This window comes from Seonamhaeicola sp. (assembly GCF_028281565.1).
Taxonomy (GTDB): domain Bacteria; phylum Bacteroidota; class Bacteroidia; order Flavobacteriales; family Flavobacteriaceae; genus Seonamhaeicola.
Genome location: NZ_JANQJQ010000021.1, coordinates 1 through 16,716, shown reverse-complemented (window position 1 = coordinate 16,716; position 16,716 = coordinate 1). Strand labels below are relative to the sequence as shown.

Annotated in this window: 16 protein-coding genes; 9 read left to right on the top strand and 7 right to left on the bottom strand. The window is 38.9% G+C overall.

Features of this window, described 5'->3' with window-relative positions; genetic code table 11:
- Positions 1-7 precede the first annotated feature (7 nt).
- From Q0983_RS10035 to mraZ, 5 genes are all read right to left on the bottom strand, one after another.
- Entirely contained in the window at positions 8-1,471 is a 1,464-nt protein-coding gene (locus Q0983_RS10035) for a UDP-N-acetylmuramoyl-L-alanyl-D-glutamate--2,6-diaminopimelate ligase (protein ID WP_299552211.1), read from the bottom strand.
- Entirely contained in the window at positions 1,468-3,429 is a 1,962-nt protein-coding gene (locus tag Q0983_RS10030; RefSeq protein ID WP_299553177.1) for a penicillin-binding protein, read from the bottom strand. Before Q0983_RS10030 ends, Q0983_RS10035 begins: the two co-directional genes overlap by 4 nt.
- A 63-nt stretch (positions 3,430-3,492) precedes the next feature.
- A complete protein-coding gene (locus Q0983_RS10025) occupies positions 3,493-3,810 on the bottom strand; it encodes an FtsL-like putative cell division protein (protein WP_299552208.1) in 318 nt (105 codons plus the stop codon).
- 45 nt (positions 3,811-3,855) lie between these two features.
- The gene (gene rsmH / locus Q0983_RS10020) at positions 3,856-4,752 is read right to left on the bottom strand and encodes a 16S rRNA (cytosine(1402)-N(4))-methyltransferase RsmH (protein WP_299553174.1); all 897 of its coding nucleotides are present in this window, start codon (positions 4,750-4,752) and stop codon (positions 3,856-3,858) included.
- Complete coding sequence (gene mraZ, locus Q0983_RS10015; RefSeq protein ID WP_299552205.1) at positions 4,739-5,209, bottom strand: division/cell wall cluster transcriptional repressor MraZ; 471 nt, start codon at positions 5,207-5,209, stop codon at positions 4,739-4,741. The genes rsmH and mraZ overlap by 14 nt, the downstream gene beginning before the upstream one ends.
- A 293-nt stretch (positions 5,210-5,502) precedes the next feature.
- Between mraZ and Q0983_RS10010 the strand changes: the two genes are divergently transcribed.
- The 5 genes from Q0983_RS10010 to Q0983_RS09990 all read left to right on the top strand — a co-directional run bounded on the left by Q0983_RS10010 (position 5,503) and on the right by Q0983_RS09990 (position 9,579).
- On the top strand, positions 5,503-6,267 hold the full coding sequence (locus Q0983_RS10010) for an alpha/beta hydrolase (protein ID WP_299552202.1): 765 nt from the start codon (positions 5,503-5,505) through the stop codon (positions 6,265-6,267).
- A gap of 202 nt (positions 6,268-6,469) precedes the next feature.
- Positions 6,470-7,072, top strand: a complete 603-nt coding sequence (yihA, locus tag Q0983_RS10005; RefSeq protein ID WP_299552197.1) for a ribosome biogenesis GTP-binding protein YihA/YsxC — start codon at positions 6,470-6,472, stop codon at positions 7,070-7,072.
- Between the two features lie 174 nt (positions 7,073-7,246).
- The gene (locus Q0983_RS10000) at positions 7,247-7,894 is read left to right on the top strand and encodes a DUF2459 domain-containing protein (protein ID WP_299552194.1); all 648 of its coding nucleotides are present in this window, start codon (positions 7,247-7,249) and stop codon (positions 7,892-7,894) included.
- A gap of 42 nt (positions 7,895-7,936) precedes the next feature.
- Positions 7,937-9,091 carry a DUF4419 domain-containing protein gene (locus Q0983_RS09995; RefSeq protein ID WP_299552191.1) on the top strand — a complete coding sequence of 385 codons (1,155 nt, stop codon included), beginning with the start codon at positions 7,937-7,939 and terminating at the stop codon, positions 9,089-9,091.
- 11 nt (positions 9,092-9,102) lie between these two features.
- Positions 9,103-9,579: a DinB family protein gene (locus Q0983_RS09990; RefSeq protein ID WP_299552188.1), complete on the top strand. Its 477-nt coding sequence runs from the start codon at positions 9,103-9,105 to the stop codon at positions 9,577-9,579.
- A gap of 505 nt (positions 9,580-10,084) precedes the next feature.
- Here the strand turns inward: Q0983_RS09990 and Q0983_RS09985 are convergent.
- Together Q0983_RS09985 and Q0983_RS09980 are read right to left on the bottom strand one after the other, a co-directional pair.
- Entirely contained in the window at positions 10,085-11,179 is a 1,095-nt protein-coding gene (locus Q0983_RS09985) for an ABC transporter permease (protein ID WP_299552185.1), read from the bottom strand.
- A 12-nt stretch (positions 11,180-11,191) separates the two neighbouring features.
- The gene (locus Q0983_RS09980; RefSeq protein WP_299553171.1) at positions 11,192-13,348 is read right to left on the bottom strand and encodes a carboxy terminal-processing peptidase; all 2,157 of its coding nucleotides are present in this window, start codon (positions 13,346-13,348) and stop codon (positions 11,192-11,194) included.
- A gap of 177 nt (positions 13,349-13,525) precedes the next feature.
- Between Q0983_RS09980 and surE the strand changes: the two genes are divergently transcribed.
- The 4 genes from surE (at position 13,526) to Q0983_RS09960 (ending at position 16,458) form a co-directional block, all read left to right on the top strand.
- Complete coding sequence (gene surE, locus Q0983_RS09975) at positions 13,526-14,308, top strand: 5'/3'-nucleotidase SurE (RefSeq protein ID WP_299552182.1); 783 nt, start codon at positions 13,526-13,528, stop codon at positions 14,306-14,308.
- 116 nt (positions 14,309-14,424) lie between these two features.
- Positions 14,425-14,706, top strand: coding sequence for a hypothetical protein (locus Q0983_RS09970; protein ID WP_299552179.1), 282 nt, complete (start codon positions 14,425-14,427; stop codon positions 14,704-14,706).
- Between the two features lie 88 nt (positions 14,707-14,794).
- Positions 14,795-15,907: a lipid-A-disaccharide synthase gene (gene lpxB, locus Q0983_RS09965; protein ID WP_299552176.1), complete on the top strand. Its 1,113-nt coding sequence runs from the start codon at positions 14,795-14,797 to the stop codon at positions 15,905-15,907.
- Positions 15,904-16,458 (top strand): C40 family peptidase, encoded by a 555-nt coding sequence (locus Q0983_RS09960; RefSeq protein WP_299552173.1) that lies wholly within the window; start codon positions 15,904-15,906, stop codon positions 16,456-16,458. Before lpxB ends, Q0983_RS09960 begins: the two co-directional genes overlap by 4 nt.
- The last annotated feature ends 258 nt before the right edge of the window (positions 16,459-16,716 follow it).

Below are 16,716 nucleotides of genomic sequence, written 5' to 3'. Positions count from 1 at the left end.
GACTTTATCATTTCTGTAATTGTTTTAAATATTCCTGAACGGTTTTATAGTCATCAAAATCAAAGCGTTCTCCTTTAATTTCCTGGTACGTTTCATGGCCTTTTCCTGCTATCAAAATGATATCGTTTGGCTGCGCCAACTGGCATGCCGTTTTAATAGCCTGCGCTCTATCTACAATGGTCAATGATTTTTTAAAATTCTGAGGCTCCACCCCTTTTTCTATATCTTTCAGGATGTCTTCCGGATCCTCACTTCGCGGATTATCACTTGTAAAAATGACCTTGGTGCTTAACTCCGTAGCAATGTGCCCCATTTTAGGTCGCTTGGTCTTATCTCTATCGCCACCACAACCAACCACTGTGATCAGTTCCTCGTTTTTAGTTCTGATACTGTTAATGGTTTCCAACACATTTTTAAGTGCATCCGGCGTATGCGCATAATCCACAATAGCCGTTATTTTTTCATCGGAGACCAGGTATTGAAAACGTCCGCTAACACTTTCCAGATCAGAGATCAATCTTAAAATCTCAAATTTTTCAAGCCCTAATAATTCCGAAGTGGCATAAATAGCCAGGATATTATAGGCATTGAAATTCCCTATAAGTTTCGTCCAGACCTCATTGTCATTTACCTTTAAAAGCAAACCTCCCAGTTGATTCTCTAAAATCTGAGCTTTGTAATCGGCATAACGCTTTAAGGCATAGGTGAATTTTTTGGCTTTGGTATTTTGCAACATTACCAAACCGTTTTTATCATCAGTATTTACAAGTGCAAACGCCTTTTTTGAAAGCCCGTCAAAGAATGCTTTTTTTACATCCCTGTATTCTGCAAACGTATTGTGATAATCTAAATGATCATGCGATAAGTTGGTAAAAATCCCCCCTTCAAAGTGCAAGCCTTCGGTCCTGCCTTGATGAATGCCATGAGAACTCACCTCCATAAAGCAGAACTCAACACCTTCGTCATTCATCTCCTTTAAATACTTATTGATAGTAAGCGAATCCGGCGTGGTATGTGTAGCTGTATATACTTTATCATCAACCAGGATCTTTACGGTAGACAATAAGCCCACTTTGTACCCGGCATTTTTAAATAACTGATACAACAAACTGGCAACAGTCGTTTTCCCGTTTGTTCCGGTAACACCAACCAGCCTTAAATTTTCCGAAGGTGCCCCGTAATAATTAGAAGCCAAAATGGCTAAAGCTTTATTGGAGTTATCCACCTCAATATAGGTAACCCCCTCAATTAGTATCTGAGGCAATGTTTCACAAATAACAGCTGTTGCTTTCCGTTCAATGGCTTTTTCAATATAATCATGCCCATCAACCACACTTCCTCTAACTGCTACAAACACATCGCCTTTACCAATGGTTCTTGAATCAAAATGAACAGCATTAACCGTAACACCGGTATCACCTACAACCGCATTGATCGAAACTTTATACAATATGTCTTTTAACAGGATCATGATGCGCTTAAGACGATGGTTTGATTATCTTTTAATTTTACACTCTTGCTAACCGACTGCTTTTTCACAGTACCGCTGCCAACAAGCCTGACTTTGAGTTTTATATCCATGTTTTCCAAAAGTGCTACAGCATCCATAGCCGGTAAACCAACTACATTGGGCATAATGGTTTTATAGGTTTGAGCCAGGTCATAGTAGCTTTCATATTCCTTTTCTATGGAAGCTTTTTTGATCTCCAAAGTTTGAATCTCATCAATTAAAGGAGTGTCTGTGTAAATCTTTTGAGCGATCCTTTTAAAGACAGGCCCCGATACATCAGCACCATAATACCCAACACTTTTATCCGGTTCATGGATCACCACAATACAAGAGTATTTAGGATTTTCAGCCGGAAAATACCCAGCGAATGACGATATATAATTCAGCTTTTCCTTATCCCTGTAATCCTTTTGACAAGTCCCGGTTTTTCCCGCCATGGAAAAGTTTTTTGAATACAGCCTGTTCCCCGTTCCATGCTTCTTTTCTACAACATTTTTAAGGAGTTGCTGTACCTTTTTAATAGTTTCTTTGGAACAAACCTGTTTATTAATGACTTCTTTTTTAAAGGGCACAATGGTCTTATCAAATTCTCTTACCTCCTTTAAAAATTGAGGCTTCACCATTTCCCCATCGTTGGCAATAGCATTGTAGAACGTCAAGGTTTGTAATGGTGTGAACGACACACCATAACCATAAGCCATCCATTGAAGCGCTATACCGCTCCAACGGCCATTTTTAATCCGGGGATCCGGGATAATGGGTTTACCCTCACCAATAATGGGGATTTGAAGCGTCTCATTTAAGTTCATGTCATACAACCTGTCCACAAACTTTTCCGGCTTTTTACCGTAGGCCTGATGGATCGCTTTTACTATCCCTGTATTTGATGACACTTCAAAAGCTTCTGAGACTGATATTTTTCCATAACCACCATTTCTGGAATCCCTCACTTTTTTTCCGTAGAAAGTCAAAATGCCTTTTTCAGTATCCACTACATCACTCGTGTCAATAACTTTATCTTCAAGCGCTGCAGTGACCGCCATTAACTTAAATGTTGAGCCCGGTTCATGCGACTCCCAAACTGCATAATTTCTTTTCTCATAATAGAACCCTTTACTGCTTCTTCCTAAATTTGATATAGCCTTAACCTCACCAGTTTTGGTTTCCATCACCACCACACAACCATGATCTGCCTTATATTTCTCCAATTGCTGTAAAAGCGCATGATGTGCTATATCCTGAATATTCACATCTATAGTGGTGTACACATCATAGCCGTCTTTGGGCTCAATTTCATTGGCATCGTTTAAAGGTTTCCACTGGCCTTTTCCAATACGCTGCTTTTTCCTCTTTCCGTCAACACCACGTAAATATTTTATCCCAAACGCACCATCAATTCCGGGACGCGTTAAATTGCCCTGCTCATCTATACGCTCATAACCAATAGTCCTTTGGGCGATCCCACCCATAGGATGCTCGCGTTTTGTGCGTTGCTCAACGATCAATCCGCCTTTAAAAGCTCCAAGGTTCAATAGTGGAAAGTTTCGCAGTCTTATATAATCCGAATACCCAATATTTCTGGCCAGTAAGTAATACCTGTTTTTGTTGGCCCTGGCTTTTTGCAATTCGTTTTGATAATAGCCTGATGACTTTCCGGAGAATTTTGACAACGAATCCGATAAGGGCTTTAAATATTTTTTAAAATTAATGGCTGACGGCGTTACCGCATCAATTCTGATATCATATTTTGGAATGGAAGTAGCCAGCAAATTACCGTTAACAGAATACACATTCCCCCTGTTAGCAGGGATCACCACATCTTTTACAACACGTTTCTCAGCTAACGCTTTGTATTTCTCCCCATCTATAAACTGAATACTAAGAAGCTTCAGGACTACGGCAAGTCCGAAGACAAACATACATCCTGATATAAAGTAGAGTCGGTTTAATATGCTTTTCTCGTCAACTGCCAAAGCTTCTGTTTAATTTTGAGATTTTACTTTTATCTTTTTGGGCGGAATCACCGAAGGCTCAATGCCTTTTTCTTTCATTATATCTATAACATTCGATTCCATTTTAAGCCGCATGAGTTTGGTGCGACCCTCTAAAAATGTGGACCGAATTTCTTTTACTTCATTTTTTAACCTGGCTATTTCATATACCTTTTTATCGGCGCTATGCGAACTGGCAATCATGATTACCGACAAAAACGAAATGAAAATGATAAACCTCCAATTCTTAAACGAATCATCGCTTACCAAAAACGTTCCTTTTAATATGCTGTAAATACGCTTTTTCATTCCCATCCGTCCCTTCGGGACACCTTCCCAAAGAGAAGATTATAATTATAGTTTTTCCGCTATACGCAGCTTGGCACTTCTTGCCCTGTTATTAATTTTTATTTCTTCTTGTGACGGTACAATCAGTCCGTTTACTTTTTTAAGTGGCACTTCAAAATTTCCAAATACATCACGTTCCGGTTCGCCTTCAAACAGGCCGTTTCTTATAAAACGCTTTACCAGCCTGTCTTCTAACGAGTGGTACGAGATAAAACTCAACCTGCCACCCTGCACCAGGAGCTCCGGGGTTTGCAACAAGAACTCTTTAAGCGCTTCTATTTCCTGGTTAACCTCAATCCTGATGGCCTGATATATCTGCGCCAGCACTTTGTTCTCATGACGCGGCGGCAAAAACTTTCTTAAAACCGCCTTCAACTGTTCACTGGTCACTATAGGCTCTGTTCGCCTGTGCTCCACAATTAACCTTGCCATAGCCGGCGCCGGCCTTAATTCTCCATATTGTGCAAAAACCTGTCTTAATTGCTCCTCCTCGTATTCGTTTACCACATGAAACGCCGACAGTTCATTACGCTGATTCATCCGCATATCAAGATTCGCTTCAAAACGTGTAGAAAAACCGCGTTCCGGAACATCGAACTGATGTGAGGACACCCCAAAATCAGCTAAGATCCCATCCACCTGCCTGATACCGTAAAGCCTCAAAAAGCGCTTTACATACCTGAAGTTCTCATTTATTAACGTAAATCGAGGATCATCAATTGTATTTTTAAGAGCGTCTTCGTCCTGATCAAAAGCAAACAGCTTTCCCTTTTCACCAAGCCTTTTCAATATTTCTTTACTATGCCCACCACCTCCAAATGTGACATCTACATAAACACCATCGGGTTTAATACTTAAACCGTCAACAGTTTCTGTTAACAACACCGGATTATGATAGGCCATGATCATCATCATCTTGTCCCATAACTTCTTCGGCCAGGTCTGCAAAGTCAATCGCTGCATCATCAATGGCCTGTTCGTATAAATCTTTATCCCAGATCTCAATAATATTGATAGCCGAAGCCACCACAATATTTTTTGAAATACTGGCAAACACCGTTAAATCCTTAGGAATTAATAACCGCCCGTTTACATCCACCTCAACCATTTTAACGCCGGCCGTAAACCTTCTGATAAAATCGTTGTTCTTCTTTTTAAACCTGTTAAGCTTGTTCATTTTTTGCATGAGCACCTGCCACTCGGCCATGGGATACAGTTCCAAACATTTTTGAAACACCGAACGACGCAATACAAAGCCTTCCGCCAATACAGCAGCCAGCTGCTTTTTTAAAGGCGCCGGCACCATTAGCCTGCCCTTGGCATCTACTTTGCACTCGTATGTTCCGGTTAAAAAGCTCAAACGTGGTTTGTTGGTTATGCTATTTGAAATTCAAATATATCGAAAAATTTACCACAATTTACCACAATTTACCACTTTGTTAATAATTTTTCGATGAAACGCTGATTTAAGAAGATTTTTGAGGCGAAAAAAAATAGCAGCCATTAATAGTCAAAGGATTACAAAAAAAACACAGGGTCCCAAAATATTATCAACATTGGCTTTTGGGCCATTTATTTTTCCGAATGAATTAAAATGGTTGTAATATGAATGAAATAACTATATTTGTTTTTAACGAAACGACCAACTGATTAATGACGCATCGCTTAAAAAAAGAAGGCAATTACAGTTATATTGAAGCAGGTGAAGGCACACCGATTATTGTGCTACACGGATTGATGGGAGGCTTAAGTAATTTTGATTCCGTAATCAATTTTTTTAGCACAAAAGGCTACCAGGTCATCATACCGGAGCTCCCTATCTATACCATGTCTTTAATAAAAACCAATGTAAAGAGTTTTGCCAATTATTTATACGACTTTATTGAGTTTAAGGGGTTTGACCAGGTGATCTTACTGGGAAATTCCCTGGGCGGCCATATTGGTTTATACCATACCAAACTATACGCTAAAAAGGTGAAAGCCTTGATCATTACAGGAAGCTCGGGCCTTTACGAAAGTGCTATGGGCGGCGGCTATACCAAGCGCAGTGATTACGAGGTTATTAAAAAGAAAGCCCAGGAGGTTTTTTACGATCCGGAGGTAGCCACTAAAGAGATTGTAGATGAGGTTTATGCTACGGTCAATGACCGGAATAAGCTTGTAAAAACCCTGGCTATTGCCAAAAGTGCTATCCGACATAACATGGCGAAGGACCTGCCGAAAATGCAAACACCCACCTGTATCATCTGGGGTAAGAATGATAATGTGACACCGCCGGAAGTGGCCGAAGAGTTCCATGAGCTTTTACCGGACTCCGACCTGTTTTGGATCGATAAGTGTGGGCACGCCGCTATGATGGAACATCCTGATGAGTTCAATACCATTATGGAGAAGTGGTTAAGCGCTAGAGGTTTCTAGCGCAAATCTCAAAAAACGAATTCCAAATTCCAAGAACGAACATTGATAAGCTTTTAAATAGGAGATTCCGGTATACACTTCGATACTTCGACAGCGCTCAGTACAGGCAAGCTCAGTGTGACATTGGGAATGATTAAGTGATAAAACGAATATTAATAAGTTTTAAATAAGAGATTCCCGCTTTCGCGGGAATGGAAAAAAGATGAGAATTAAGTCTGCCGAATTTGTAATGAGCAATTCCGATGTGGCGAAATGCCCAAAGAGCATGCTGCCGGAATATGCCTTTATTGGCCGGAGTAATGTGGGGAAGTCCTCGCTTATCAACATGCTGACCGGTAGAAAGAGTTTGGCTAAGACCTCCGGAAGGCCTGGAAAAACGCAACTTATCAATCACTTTTTAATTAATAAGAACTGGCATTTGGTGGATCTGCCCGGGTATGGGTATGCGCGGGTGTCTAAGTCGTCTAAAAAAGTATTTCAAAAGTTTATCACCCAATATTTTGGTAAGCGCCGGCAGCTGGTTTGCGGATTTGTTTTGGTGGATATCCGGCATAAACCCCAGCCTATTGACCTGGAATTTATGCAATGGCTGGGCGAAAACGGTATCCCGTTTTGTATCATTTTTACCAAAGCCGACAAGCTAAAACCCAAAGCTATTGAAACCCATGTAGCGGACTATAAAACCATTCTACTGGAAACCTGGGAAGAAATGCCCACCTACTTTATTACCTCTTCTTCTAAAGGGATTGGAAAGGATGACCTCCTGGAATATATTGATGCTTTAAATAAGAATTTAGTGGAATAACCACATTATTTTATAAGAGATAATCTATACATTTGAGAGTGTCAACTACACGTATATTTTAGAATCAGGAATCCCATATAGCCATTGAAAAAGGCGGTATAAAAGGATAAAAATTCCTTATATAAACAAGTTTATGTACAAGGCGCAAAAAACTAAGTACGACGAAATCAAAAAATGAAACTGGTTAAAAAACTATTTAAATGGCTCTTATACATTCTGCTGATTCCCGTCACCTATGGCATTGTTTCTTTGATCTTAACCACCATAACAGTAAATGGCAAAGCTGATGATACCGTTTTAGACAAAACGATCTATTTAAATACCAACGGCGTTCACTTGGATATAGTTATTCCCAAAAAGGAGCTAGACAACCTGTTTTTATCAGACATAAAACATAATACGACAGAACATTATTTAGCCTTTGGCTGGGGCGACGAGAACTTTTACTTAAACACTCCAACCTGGGATGACCTGACTTTCAGTACAGCATTTAAAGCCATGTTTCTAAAAAGCACCACCTTAGTCCACGTAACCAGATACAGGCAAAAACATCCGGATTGGGTGGAGGTAAACCTAAGCGCATCCGAGTTACAAAAATTGAATACATATTTATTAAATACCTTTGAGACCGATGAAAACGGTATGAAAACCATACTTAAAAACAAAGGCTACACAATAATTGACGATTTTTACAGAGCCAAAGGCAGCTATTCCTGTTTTAATACTTGTAACAGTTGGGTGAATACCGCCTTTAAACAAAGTGGTTTAAAGGCATGCCTTTGGACGCCTTTTGATTTTGGGTTAATGAATAAATATAAATAAATACATTTGTCAGTAATGACTATAAACAATACCAAATCCTCAATGAATAAAACCGAAAACAAAACAACAGTAAAAGCAGCCCATGTTAACCTAAATACGGAAGCCCTGGATACAGTAGATGGTAATGACTTACTTGACACGGTCTTACCCACTACAATTGAAGGAACATCTCTGGACAAAGCCTCCAAATATGTTGAGCTAAATGAGCAAATAATTCAAACGAACCATTTCCTGCTGATGCTTCAAATTGCCTTCAATCAGCATAAACCTATTGCCATATCTCCCGATGATCTTTGGTTATTGATCTGCCAGGGGTTCTCTGAGCATATAAAACTTTATTCTGAGGATTTTAAAGATATATTTGGCGTGGACGAAAGACAAACCATCCAGGTCAGAAGAGACGACTTTGTAATTGGCGATGATAATCCCTGGGAAGATGTATTTCCAGAGTTCTCTAAAAAAATTGCCCAATCCATAAATGAAGACCTCTACTCAAATATTATATTAAATTTTTCCACCTCAACGAAAAAAGAAATAAATGCCTTTGAGATCGCCTTCATGGACTCCATGTCGAGCTATTTTGATTATGAGTTCATTACTATATGTGGCATTCCCGAAATAGAAATCAGGGGAACTATTGAAGATTATCACAAAATCATAAATGCCTTAGAAGGCCTTAAAAAATATAATTTAGACTGGTGGATTAATGCAATTACACCTAAGATCAATAAGATTATCGAAACTTTAAAAGGCGAAGCCAATTTTGAGTTTTGGAATTCTATTTACAAAGAAAACGATGAATGTGGCGGGCCCATTATTACCGGTTGGATTGCTGATTTCTTCCCATATTTAAAAACACGCTGCCTTGAACGGAATGGTGTAATGGACTATGATGAACACCCTAATTCCAAACTCCAGGTTCTAAAAACCACCGATATTGAAGACGCTAGTTTTGATGACTATGAGAAGCATAATATTCATACCGTATTGATTAAAAATCCAAGATTAACGGACTATAATGATTACCCATTAAAGTTAGATAATTTTCCATCGGGCCTATCTACTGTACCGTTTAAATGGCAATATTTTGATAAAGCCTTAGAAATGAATTTCGTTTCTGGTTTTATCGGTATAAAGGAATCCGAATTAAATAACACGTTAAATACTGATATTAATTGGATTGTATACAGAAATTAAAAAGTTTGTAAATGACAACTCAAAAACAACTGGCAAATAGAATACAAGAAGTTTTACTCAGCGGTAAATGGGTGGCCGGAACCAACATTAAAGAACAGGTATCCGATTTAACCTGGGAGCAGGCCACTACAAAAGTCGGTTCTTTAAATACCATTGTCGACCTTTTGTTCCATACCAATTACTACATTGCAGGCCTGGTGCACTTTTTTAAAACCGGAAACCTGGACATCAAGGACCAATATAGTTTTGACGGCCCGGAAATCAAATCCGAAGCCGATTGGCAGGCCTTAATTGACAGGTTCTGTAACGATTCCGAAGAGTTTATTAAAGCTGTGGAACAAATGACCGATGCCGAGTTAGATCAAATATTTTTTGATAAAAAATACGGGACCTATCACAGAAACATCAATGTGATCATTGAGCATAGTTATTACCATTTTGGGCAGATGGTTTTAATTAAAAAACTGCTTGAAACAAAAGGCCAATAATCAACTCTTTATTTAAAACAGTTAGCACATTGTGGATTCCTGCTTTATTCATTGATTCTTATTTTAAATTTTTGAATTCATGAATCTTCGATTTCGCAGGAATGACAAGTCAATTATCCTGATATGATCTCGAAATAAGGACTATGGCCATTTTTAAAGCATTTGTCATTTCGAACGTAGTTGAGAAACCGCTAGGTTCAACGGAGTTAAATCTCATTATCAGAGGAAATAGAATAATGAGATGTCTCAATCGTACCACATTTCGACATGACAGGAATTTTATGATAGATTTTGGCCTTTATTGACACTTCAACTGTTCAAAAAAGAGGGGAGTAAGGGGTGTGTTATAAGTTTATAAAAGAAACCAGCTTCCCTACTTACCTCATTAGGAATACCAGTTAACCTTAATTGATCCCCGGTTTCACTTCGACAAGCTCAGTGTGATATAAAGAATAACGGAGAGATTCTTCCACTTCGGCAAGCTCAGTGTCAGAATGACAAATGACTAGCTCTTAACATCCAGAGCATCGCGTAAGGCATTGCCAATAAGCATAAACGCCATAACTAAACTCATAATGCAAAGTCCGGGAATAATGGCCAGATAAGGCTTCCCGAGAATGATGTAGTTGTAGTGATCTTTTATCATAGCTCCCCAACTGGCCATAGGCGGTTGTGCGCCAATGCCTAAAAAGCTTAACCCGCTTTCTATTAGAATAGCCGCAGCAAAATTAGCCGCAGAGATCACAATAACCGGCGCCATAATATTTGGAAGGATATGTTTGACTATGATCCGTAGATCACCAAAACCCAAAGCCCTGGCGGCGGTAACATATTGCATTTCCTTTGTACTGATTATTTGTCCGCGCACCACCCGGGCCACCTCAACCCACATGGTGAGCCCCACCGCAATGAAAACCTGCCAAAACCCTTTTCCTAATGCCAATGTAATGGCAATTACCAAAAGTAAGGTTGGTATGGACCAGGTCACATTGATGAACCACATGATAACCGCATCTGTTTTGCCTCCAAAATAGCCGGCTAAGCTTCCCATCAACACCCCGATAAGCAACGAAATAAAGACCGCCACAAAACCGATAAAAAAGGATATTCTGGCACCAACCAAGACCCTGCTCAACAGGTCCCTGCCGTATTTATCAGTACCGAAAAGGAATTTTTTTTCTTCTATAAAACGGTTCACATCGCCATCAGGAAAGGCATCCAAACCAATCGTTTTTTCAACACCTTCCACCCCATCAGATGCATACTCTTTATAGGTTAATATCTCTCCTTCAACAGTATATTCAGAGATCGGCACTTCGGTATCGGCATTTTTCTTTCCAAAAAACAATTTACTTAAAGCACTTTGCTTCGTTTCAAATTGTGAGGGTATCGTAAGCATAGTTACTTTAAAACCCGGTTTTTTGGAATGGATTGACAAATGCATCTGATTGGCATGCCTGGAATTATCAGGCGCGATCACATAAGCGAATATCGATATCAACCCCACAAGCACCAAAAAGTAAAAACTAAAAACGCCCCAAAAGTTCTTTTTAAACTTTTGGAGCGCTAATTGTTTTAATGAGTTTGGTTTACGACTCATAAACAAACATTTCTATTGTTTTACTGTGGCTTCTTTTCTTTGAGTAGCCGCTACTTTTTTTATAGGATAGGATATTTTTAGATCTTCTAATACATTAAGCGCTTCTTCCACATACACATCTTTAGCTAAACTTTCATGCCAGCGCTCACGCTTTTCCTGTAAGTCTGTGGTATCCTGAGCAAAGAGTGATTTTTCATAAGCATGGGACCGGAAGGTTAAATTGGTTTTATACTTTGAAATAGCATCAAACTTCTTTCCTTCTTCATTATTCAACTCATAATCTTTCTTGTAGGTATCATAGTTTAGAGACACTACGGTTTCATCGATCTTACTTTTCACCCATCGGGCATTTTCCTCAATAAGCTTTAACTGCGGATTGTTATTCATGCGCTCTTTACTCTTGTTGATCGTGGTTTCATAATCAAAGTAATACTCCCATGGCGTAAAATCTGCCGCGGTGATCTCATCATAAGGCAACGGGTTGTCCTTTTCCTTTTCTCCTACTTCAATAAAACTAAATCTACCAGGCACTTTTACGTCACTCTGAACCCCTTCAAGCTGTACGGAGCCTCCGTTAATCCTATAATATTTTTGGGTTGTAAAGGCCAAAGCCCCTAAATCACCACTGGTGCTGCTTCTAACAAGATCGTTTAAATTATATACGTTTTGAACCGTACCCTTTCCATAGGTTTGCTTACTGCCGATCACAATGGCACGCTTGTAATCCTGCATGGCAGCAGCCATAATTTCAGAAGCGGAGGCTGATAATTCGTTTACTAAAATTACCAACGGACCATCCCAGGCAATAGATTTGTCTTTATCTTTCAACACCTCTTTATTGGCACCGGTAGAACGCACTTGTACAACCGGACCATCTTTAATAAATAAACCGGCCATATCTACAACGGTTGGCAAAGATCCACCTCCGTTGTTTCTTAAATCAAGTACCAAGCCTTCCATGCCCTCGTCCTTTAAACGCTCAATTTCTTTCTTGACGTCCTGGGCCGCATTGATGTTTTTATAATCATTGAAATCTACATAAAACTTAGGTAAATTGATAATCCCAAAGGTTTTTCCATTCTTTTCAACCACAGACGATTTCGCATAGGTTTCACCTAATTCCACGACATCTCTTACGATCTCAACATCTTTAATGGTACCATCCACTTTTTTAATGGTTAACGTTACCTTGGTTCCTTTTGGCCCCTTAATGTACTTAATGGCGTCATTGATGCGCATTCCAACTATGTCAATAGGAAACTCTTCGTCTTCCTGTTTTACTTTAAGAATGATATCTTCAACTTCAAGTTCCTTACTTCGCCAGGCTGGCCCCCCGGAAATAAGCTCCACAATTTTAATGTAATCCATTCTTTTTTGGAGCCTGGCACCAATACCTTCCAACTTACCTGACATATCCATATCAAACGCCTCTTTATTTCTGGGCGCCAAATAGTAAGTATGGGGATCGAACTGTTCCACAATGGCATTTACATAAATACCAAACCAGTCTTCACGTTGCAGGTCATCAATATTATCGTTGAAATAAATTTCAATGGATTTCAATGTGGCTTCACGCGCTTCCTTTTCAATTTCCGCTTCACTTTTCATTATATAAGCGCCATCATTTTCCTTGGTCTGCTTTTCCTGGATATGAATATCATCATAATTGGAAAGTGTTGAAAACTTCAGTTGTTTTCTCCAACGTTCCTTTAATTGCTTTTTGTTTTTAGCGAATACGTCTTTATCATAATCCGTATTGAACGTTTCGTCTACAGTATAATCAAAAGGCGTTGCCAATACTTCATTATAGATGTCTTTGGCCTCAGCGATGCGTTTTAATAAGCGCTCATGCATAACATTGAAAAAAGTAACATCGGTAGCCTTAAGCTGGTCATCTAACTTTAGCTTATACTTTTCAAAATCTTTAATATCGGATTCATAAAAATACCGCTTAAAAGGATCCAGGGTTTCTATGTAATCTTTAAATAACTCTTCTGAAAATGTATCATCCATAGCAATAGGATCAAAATGACCTCGTTCCAAAACAAAGGTTATGATCTGAACCAGCAATTTATCTTTATCAGGGTTATCAAATGTTTTTGTAGTAAAACTGCAGGATGCAAACGCAAGTAGCAGTAATAAGGATAGAACTTTATAATTCCTTTTCATAATTTTTCGCATCAGTTTAATGTTTAAGAGTTCTATTAAAATAATAGTAATTTTTCACTAAAATAACGAAAAAACCATGCCAACAGGGGGAAATACCTGTAATTTTTTGTTAAACCGAAGAAAATAAGCGTTTACTCATGAAATTATGTATTTTAGCGATGATTTATCAGGAAGCCCATGACAGAAAAACCGCTTATTTTAGTAACTAACGATGATGGTATCAATGCACCGGGGATCAGAACCCTGATTAGCATTATGAATACCCTGGGAGATGTGGTGGTAGTGGCACCTGATAGTCCGCAAAGCGGTATGGGTCACGCCATAACGGTTGACGCCACGCTTTATGTCAACAAAGTTAAGGTAGATGATGGCCCGCAAACCGAATACCGATGTTCCGGTACGCCGGCCGACTGTGTTAAACTTGCTATCAGGGAATTGCTAGACCGAAAACCTGATATTTGTGTTTCCGGGATAAACCATGGCTCAAATTCTTCAATAAATGTGATCTATTCGGGTACCATGAGTGCCGCGGTTGAGGCTGGTATTGAAGGGGTTCCGGCTATTGGTTTTTCATTATTGGACTACTCATGGAACGCTGATTTTGAAGCTTCAAAATCGTTTGTAGAACGTATTACCAAACAGGTTTTAAAAAACAAATTGCCCAACGGTGTGGTTTTAAATGTGAATATCCCTAACCTTCCAAAAGGCGACATAAAAGGCGTAAAAGTATGCCGGCAAGCCAAAGGCAACTGGGTAGAGGCTTTTGATAAACGCCAAAATCCTTCGGGAAAGGATTATTATTGGCTTTCGGGCAAATTTGTAAATTTAGATGGCGGTGAAGATACCGATGAACATGCTTTAGAAAACGGCCATATATCCGTTGTTCCGGTGCAATTCGATTTAACCGCGCATCCCTTTATTAAAGAACTAAACACTTGGAATTTAAATAACTCTGGATGAAACGAACATTAATTTTCATCATATCAAATTTATATTGAAGAATGATTAAAATTTATGTGAGTTCCTGAATGTATTCAATTTTTTTGAACATTGAGGAATCAAAAAAATTTAAACAGATGAAAAAAGAGATTTTTATAGGCATGTTCGTTGGTCTGATTGCCAACGGTACCGGTTTAATTATTGCAGCCACTTTATTAGGTAAGGGTGACGATTTCACCAATGTCATTAAGGCGGCCGCTGAGGAAGGCTTTTTAGGAAAGCTCATTAGTTTGGGAGCTATTTTAAATTTAATTGCCTTTTTTCTATTCTTAAGAAAAAAACAGGATTACAGGGCCAGAGGCGTGTTATTGATTACTGTTTTCATAGCTGTATTTACATTTGTTTTTAAACTATTTTAATGGCTTTTATATATTTTTGTCTCCTCGAGCGCAGTCGAGAGGTTAACAACAAGAAAGGTCTCGACTGCGCTCGACCTGACACTAAAAAATGAAATACTATATCCTTGCAGGAGAAGCATCGGGAGACCTACATGGCTCTAACCTTATGAAGGCATTGCAAAAAGAAGATGCTAATGCCACTTTCAGGTTTTGGGGTGGCGACCTTATGGAAGCCGTTGGAGGCACCCTGGTTAAGCACTATAAAGAACGTGCTTTTATGGGGTTTACCGAGGTGATTATGAACCTCTCCAAGATCTTCAAACTGATTGCTTTTTGTAAAGAGGATATTAAGAATTTCAACCCGGATGCCCTCATTTTTATAGACAATTCCGGTTTTAATTTACGCATAGCAAAATGGGCCAAAGAAGCAGGCTTCAGAACCAATTATTACATTTCACCTCAGGTTTGGGCCTCAAGAGCCGGCCGAGTTGAATCCATCAAACGTGATATTGATGCCATGTACGTTATCCTGCCTTTTGTAAAACCTTTTTACGAAAAGTATAACTACGAGGTACATTTTGTCGGACATCCGCTAATCGGTGCTATTGCTAACAGAGACCAAATTGACGAATCAGAATTCAGAAAAACGTACAACATAAGTGACAAACCCATCATTGCGTTATTACCCGGAAGCCGAAAACAGGAAATAAAAAAGATGCTTACGGTCATGCTGAGTTTGGTGGATGATTTTCCGAAGTATCAATTTGTAATTGCCGGTGCCCCCAGTCAGGAATACAGTTTTTATAAGCAGTTTATCAGGACCGACCAGGTTAAGTTTATTCCCAATAAAACTTACGACCTGTTAAGTATTTCACATGCAGCGTTGGTTACATCAGGTACAGCTACTTTAGAAACCGCTTTATTTAAAGTACCACAGGTAGTTTGTTATAAAGGAAGTACCATTTCATACCACATAGCTAAAAGGATCATCACACTTAAATTTATTTCTTTGGTGAATTTGGTCATGGATAAAGAAGTGGTGACGGAGCTTATTCAACATGACTTTAATAAAAAACGACTTAAACTGGAACTTCAAAATATTTTAACCTCTGAAAGGCGTACAAAAGTATTTGAAGATTACCACAACCTGGAAAAGGCCTTAGGCGGCAAAGGCGCCAGTGAAAATACTGCTAAATTGATTTATGAATCTGTTAAATCATGAAAAAGGGTTTCCTAATATTCTTTTTAATTCTAAGTTTTAGCGGTTGCAAATCGTCTAAAAAAGCTAAAAACAAGAAGAAAACTACTTCAGAAGTAATCACTAAAACAACTGAAACCGATAATTCCGATGGTATTTATAATGCAACCCCAAAAGAAGAAACCTCAACATCTAAAGCCAATGACATCGTTAAGTTTGCCAAACAATTCAAAGGGGTAAAATACAGGTGGGGAGGCACCACCAAAGCGGGTATGGACTGTTCCGGGTTGGTTTACGAATCGTTTAGGGTGCATGATATCTATTTACCCAGAATTTCGAGGGACATGGCCAAAAAAGGCAAAAAAATAAAATTAAAGGAGGTTCAGGAAGGCGATTTACTGTTCTTTAAAACCAGGAACCGGAGAAATGCCATTAACCATGTGGGACTGGTTACCAGGTCCACATCCAAAACCCTGGAGTTTATCCATGCCACCACGAAAAAAGGCGTTATCATTTCTAAACTCTCTGAGGACTACTGGAACAAATCCTTTGTGGAAGCGCGCCGTATTTTATAATTAGAACGGATTCTTTAGCCACAAATTCACAAATGATTGAGCATTGCTTTTAAAAATGATTAGTGCATTCGTGGCTAATAAAGTCATCAGTAGTAATAAACTATTAACAAATAGAAGCAAATTCTTTTGCCGCAAATTCACGAATGATTGAATATGCCTTTTAAAAAAATGATTGGTGTATTCGTGGCAAATAAAGTCATCAGTGGTAATTAACTATTGACAAATAGAAACGGATTCTTTAGCCACAAATTCACGAAT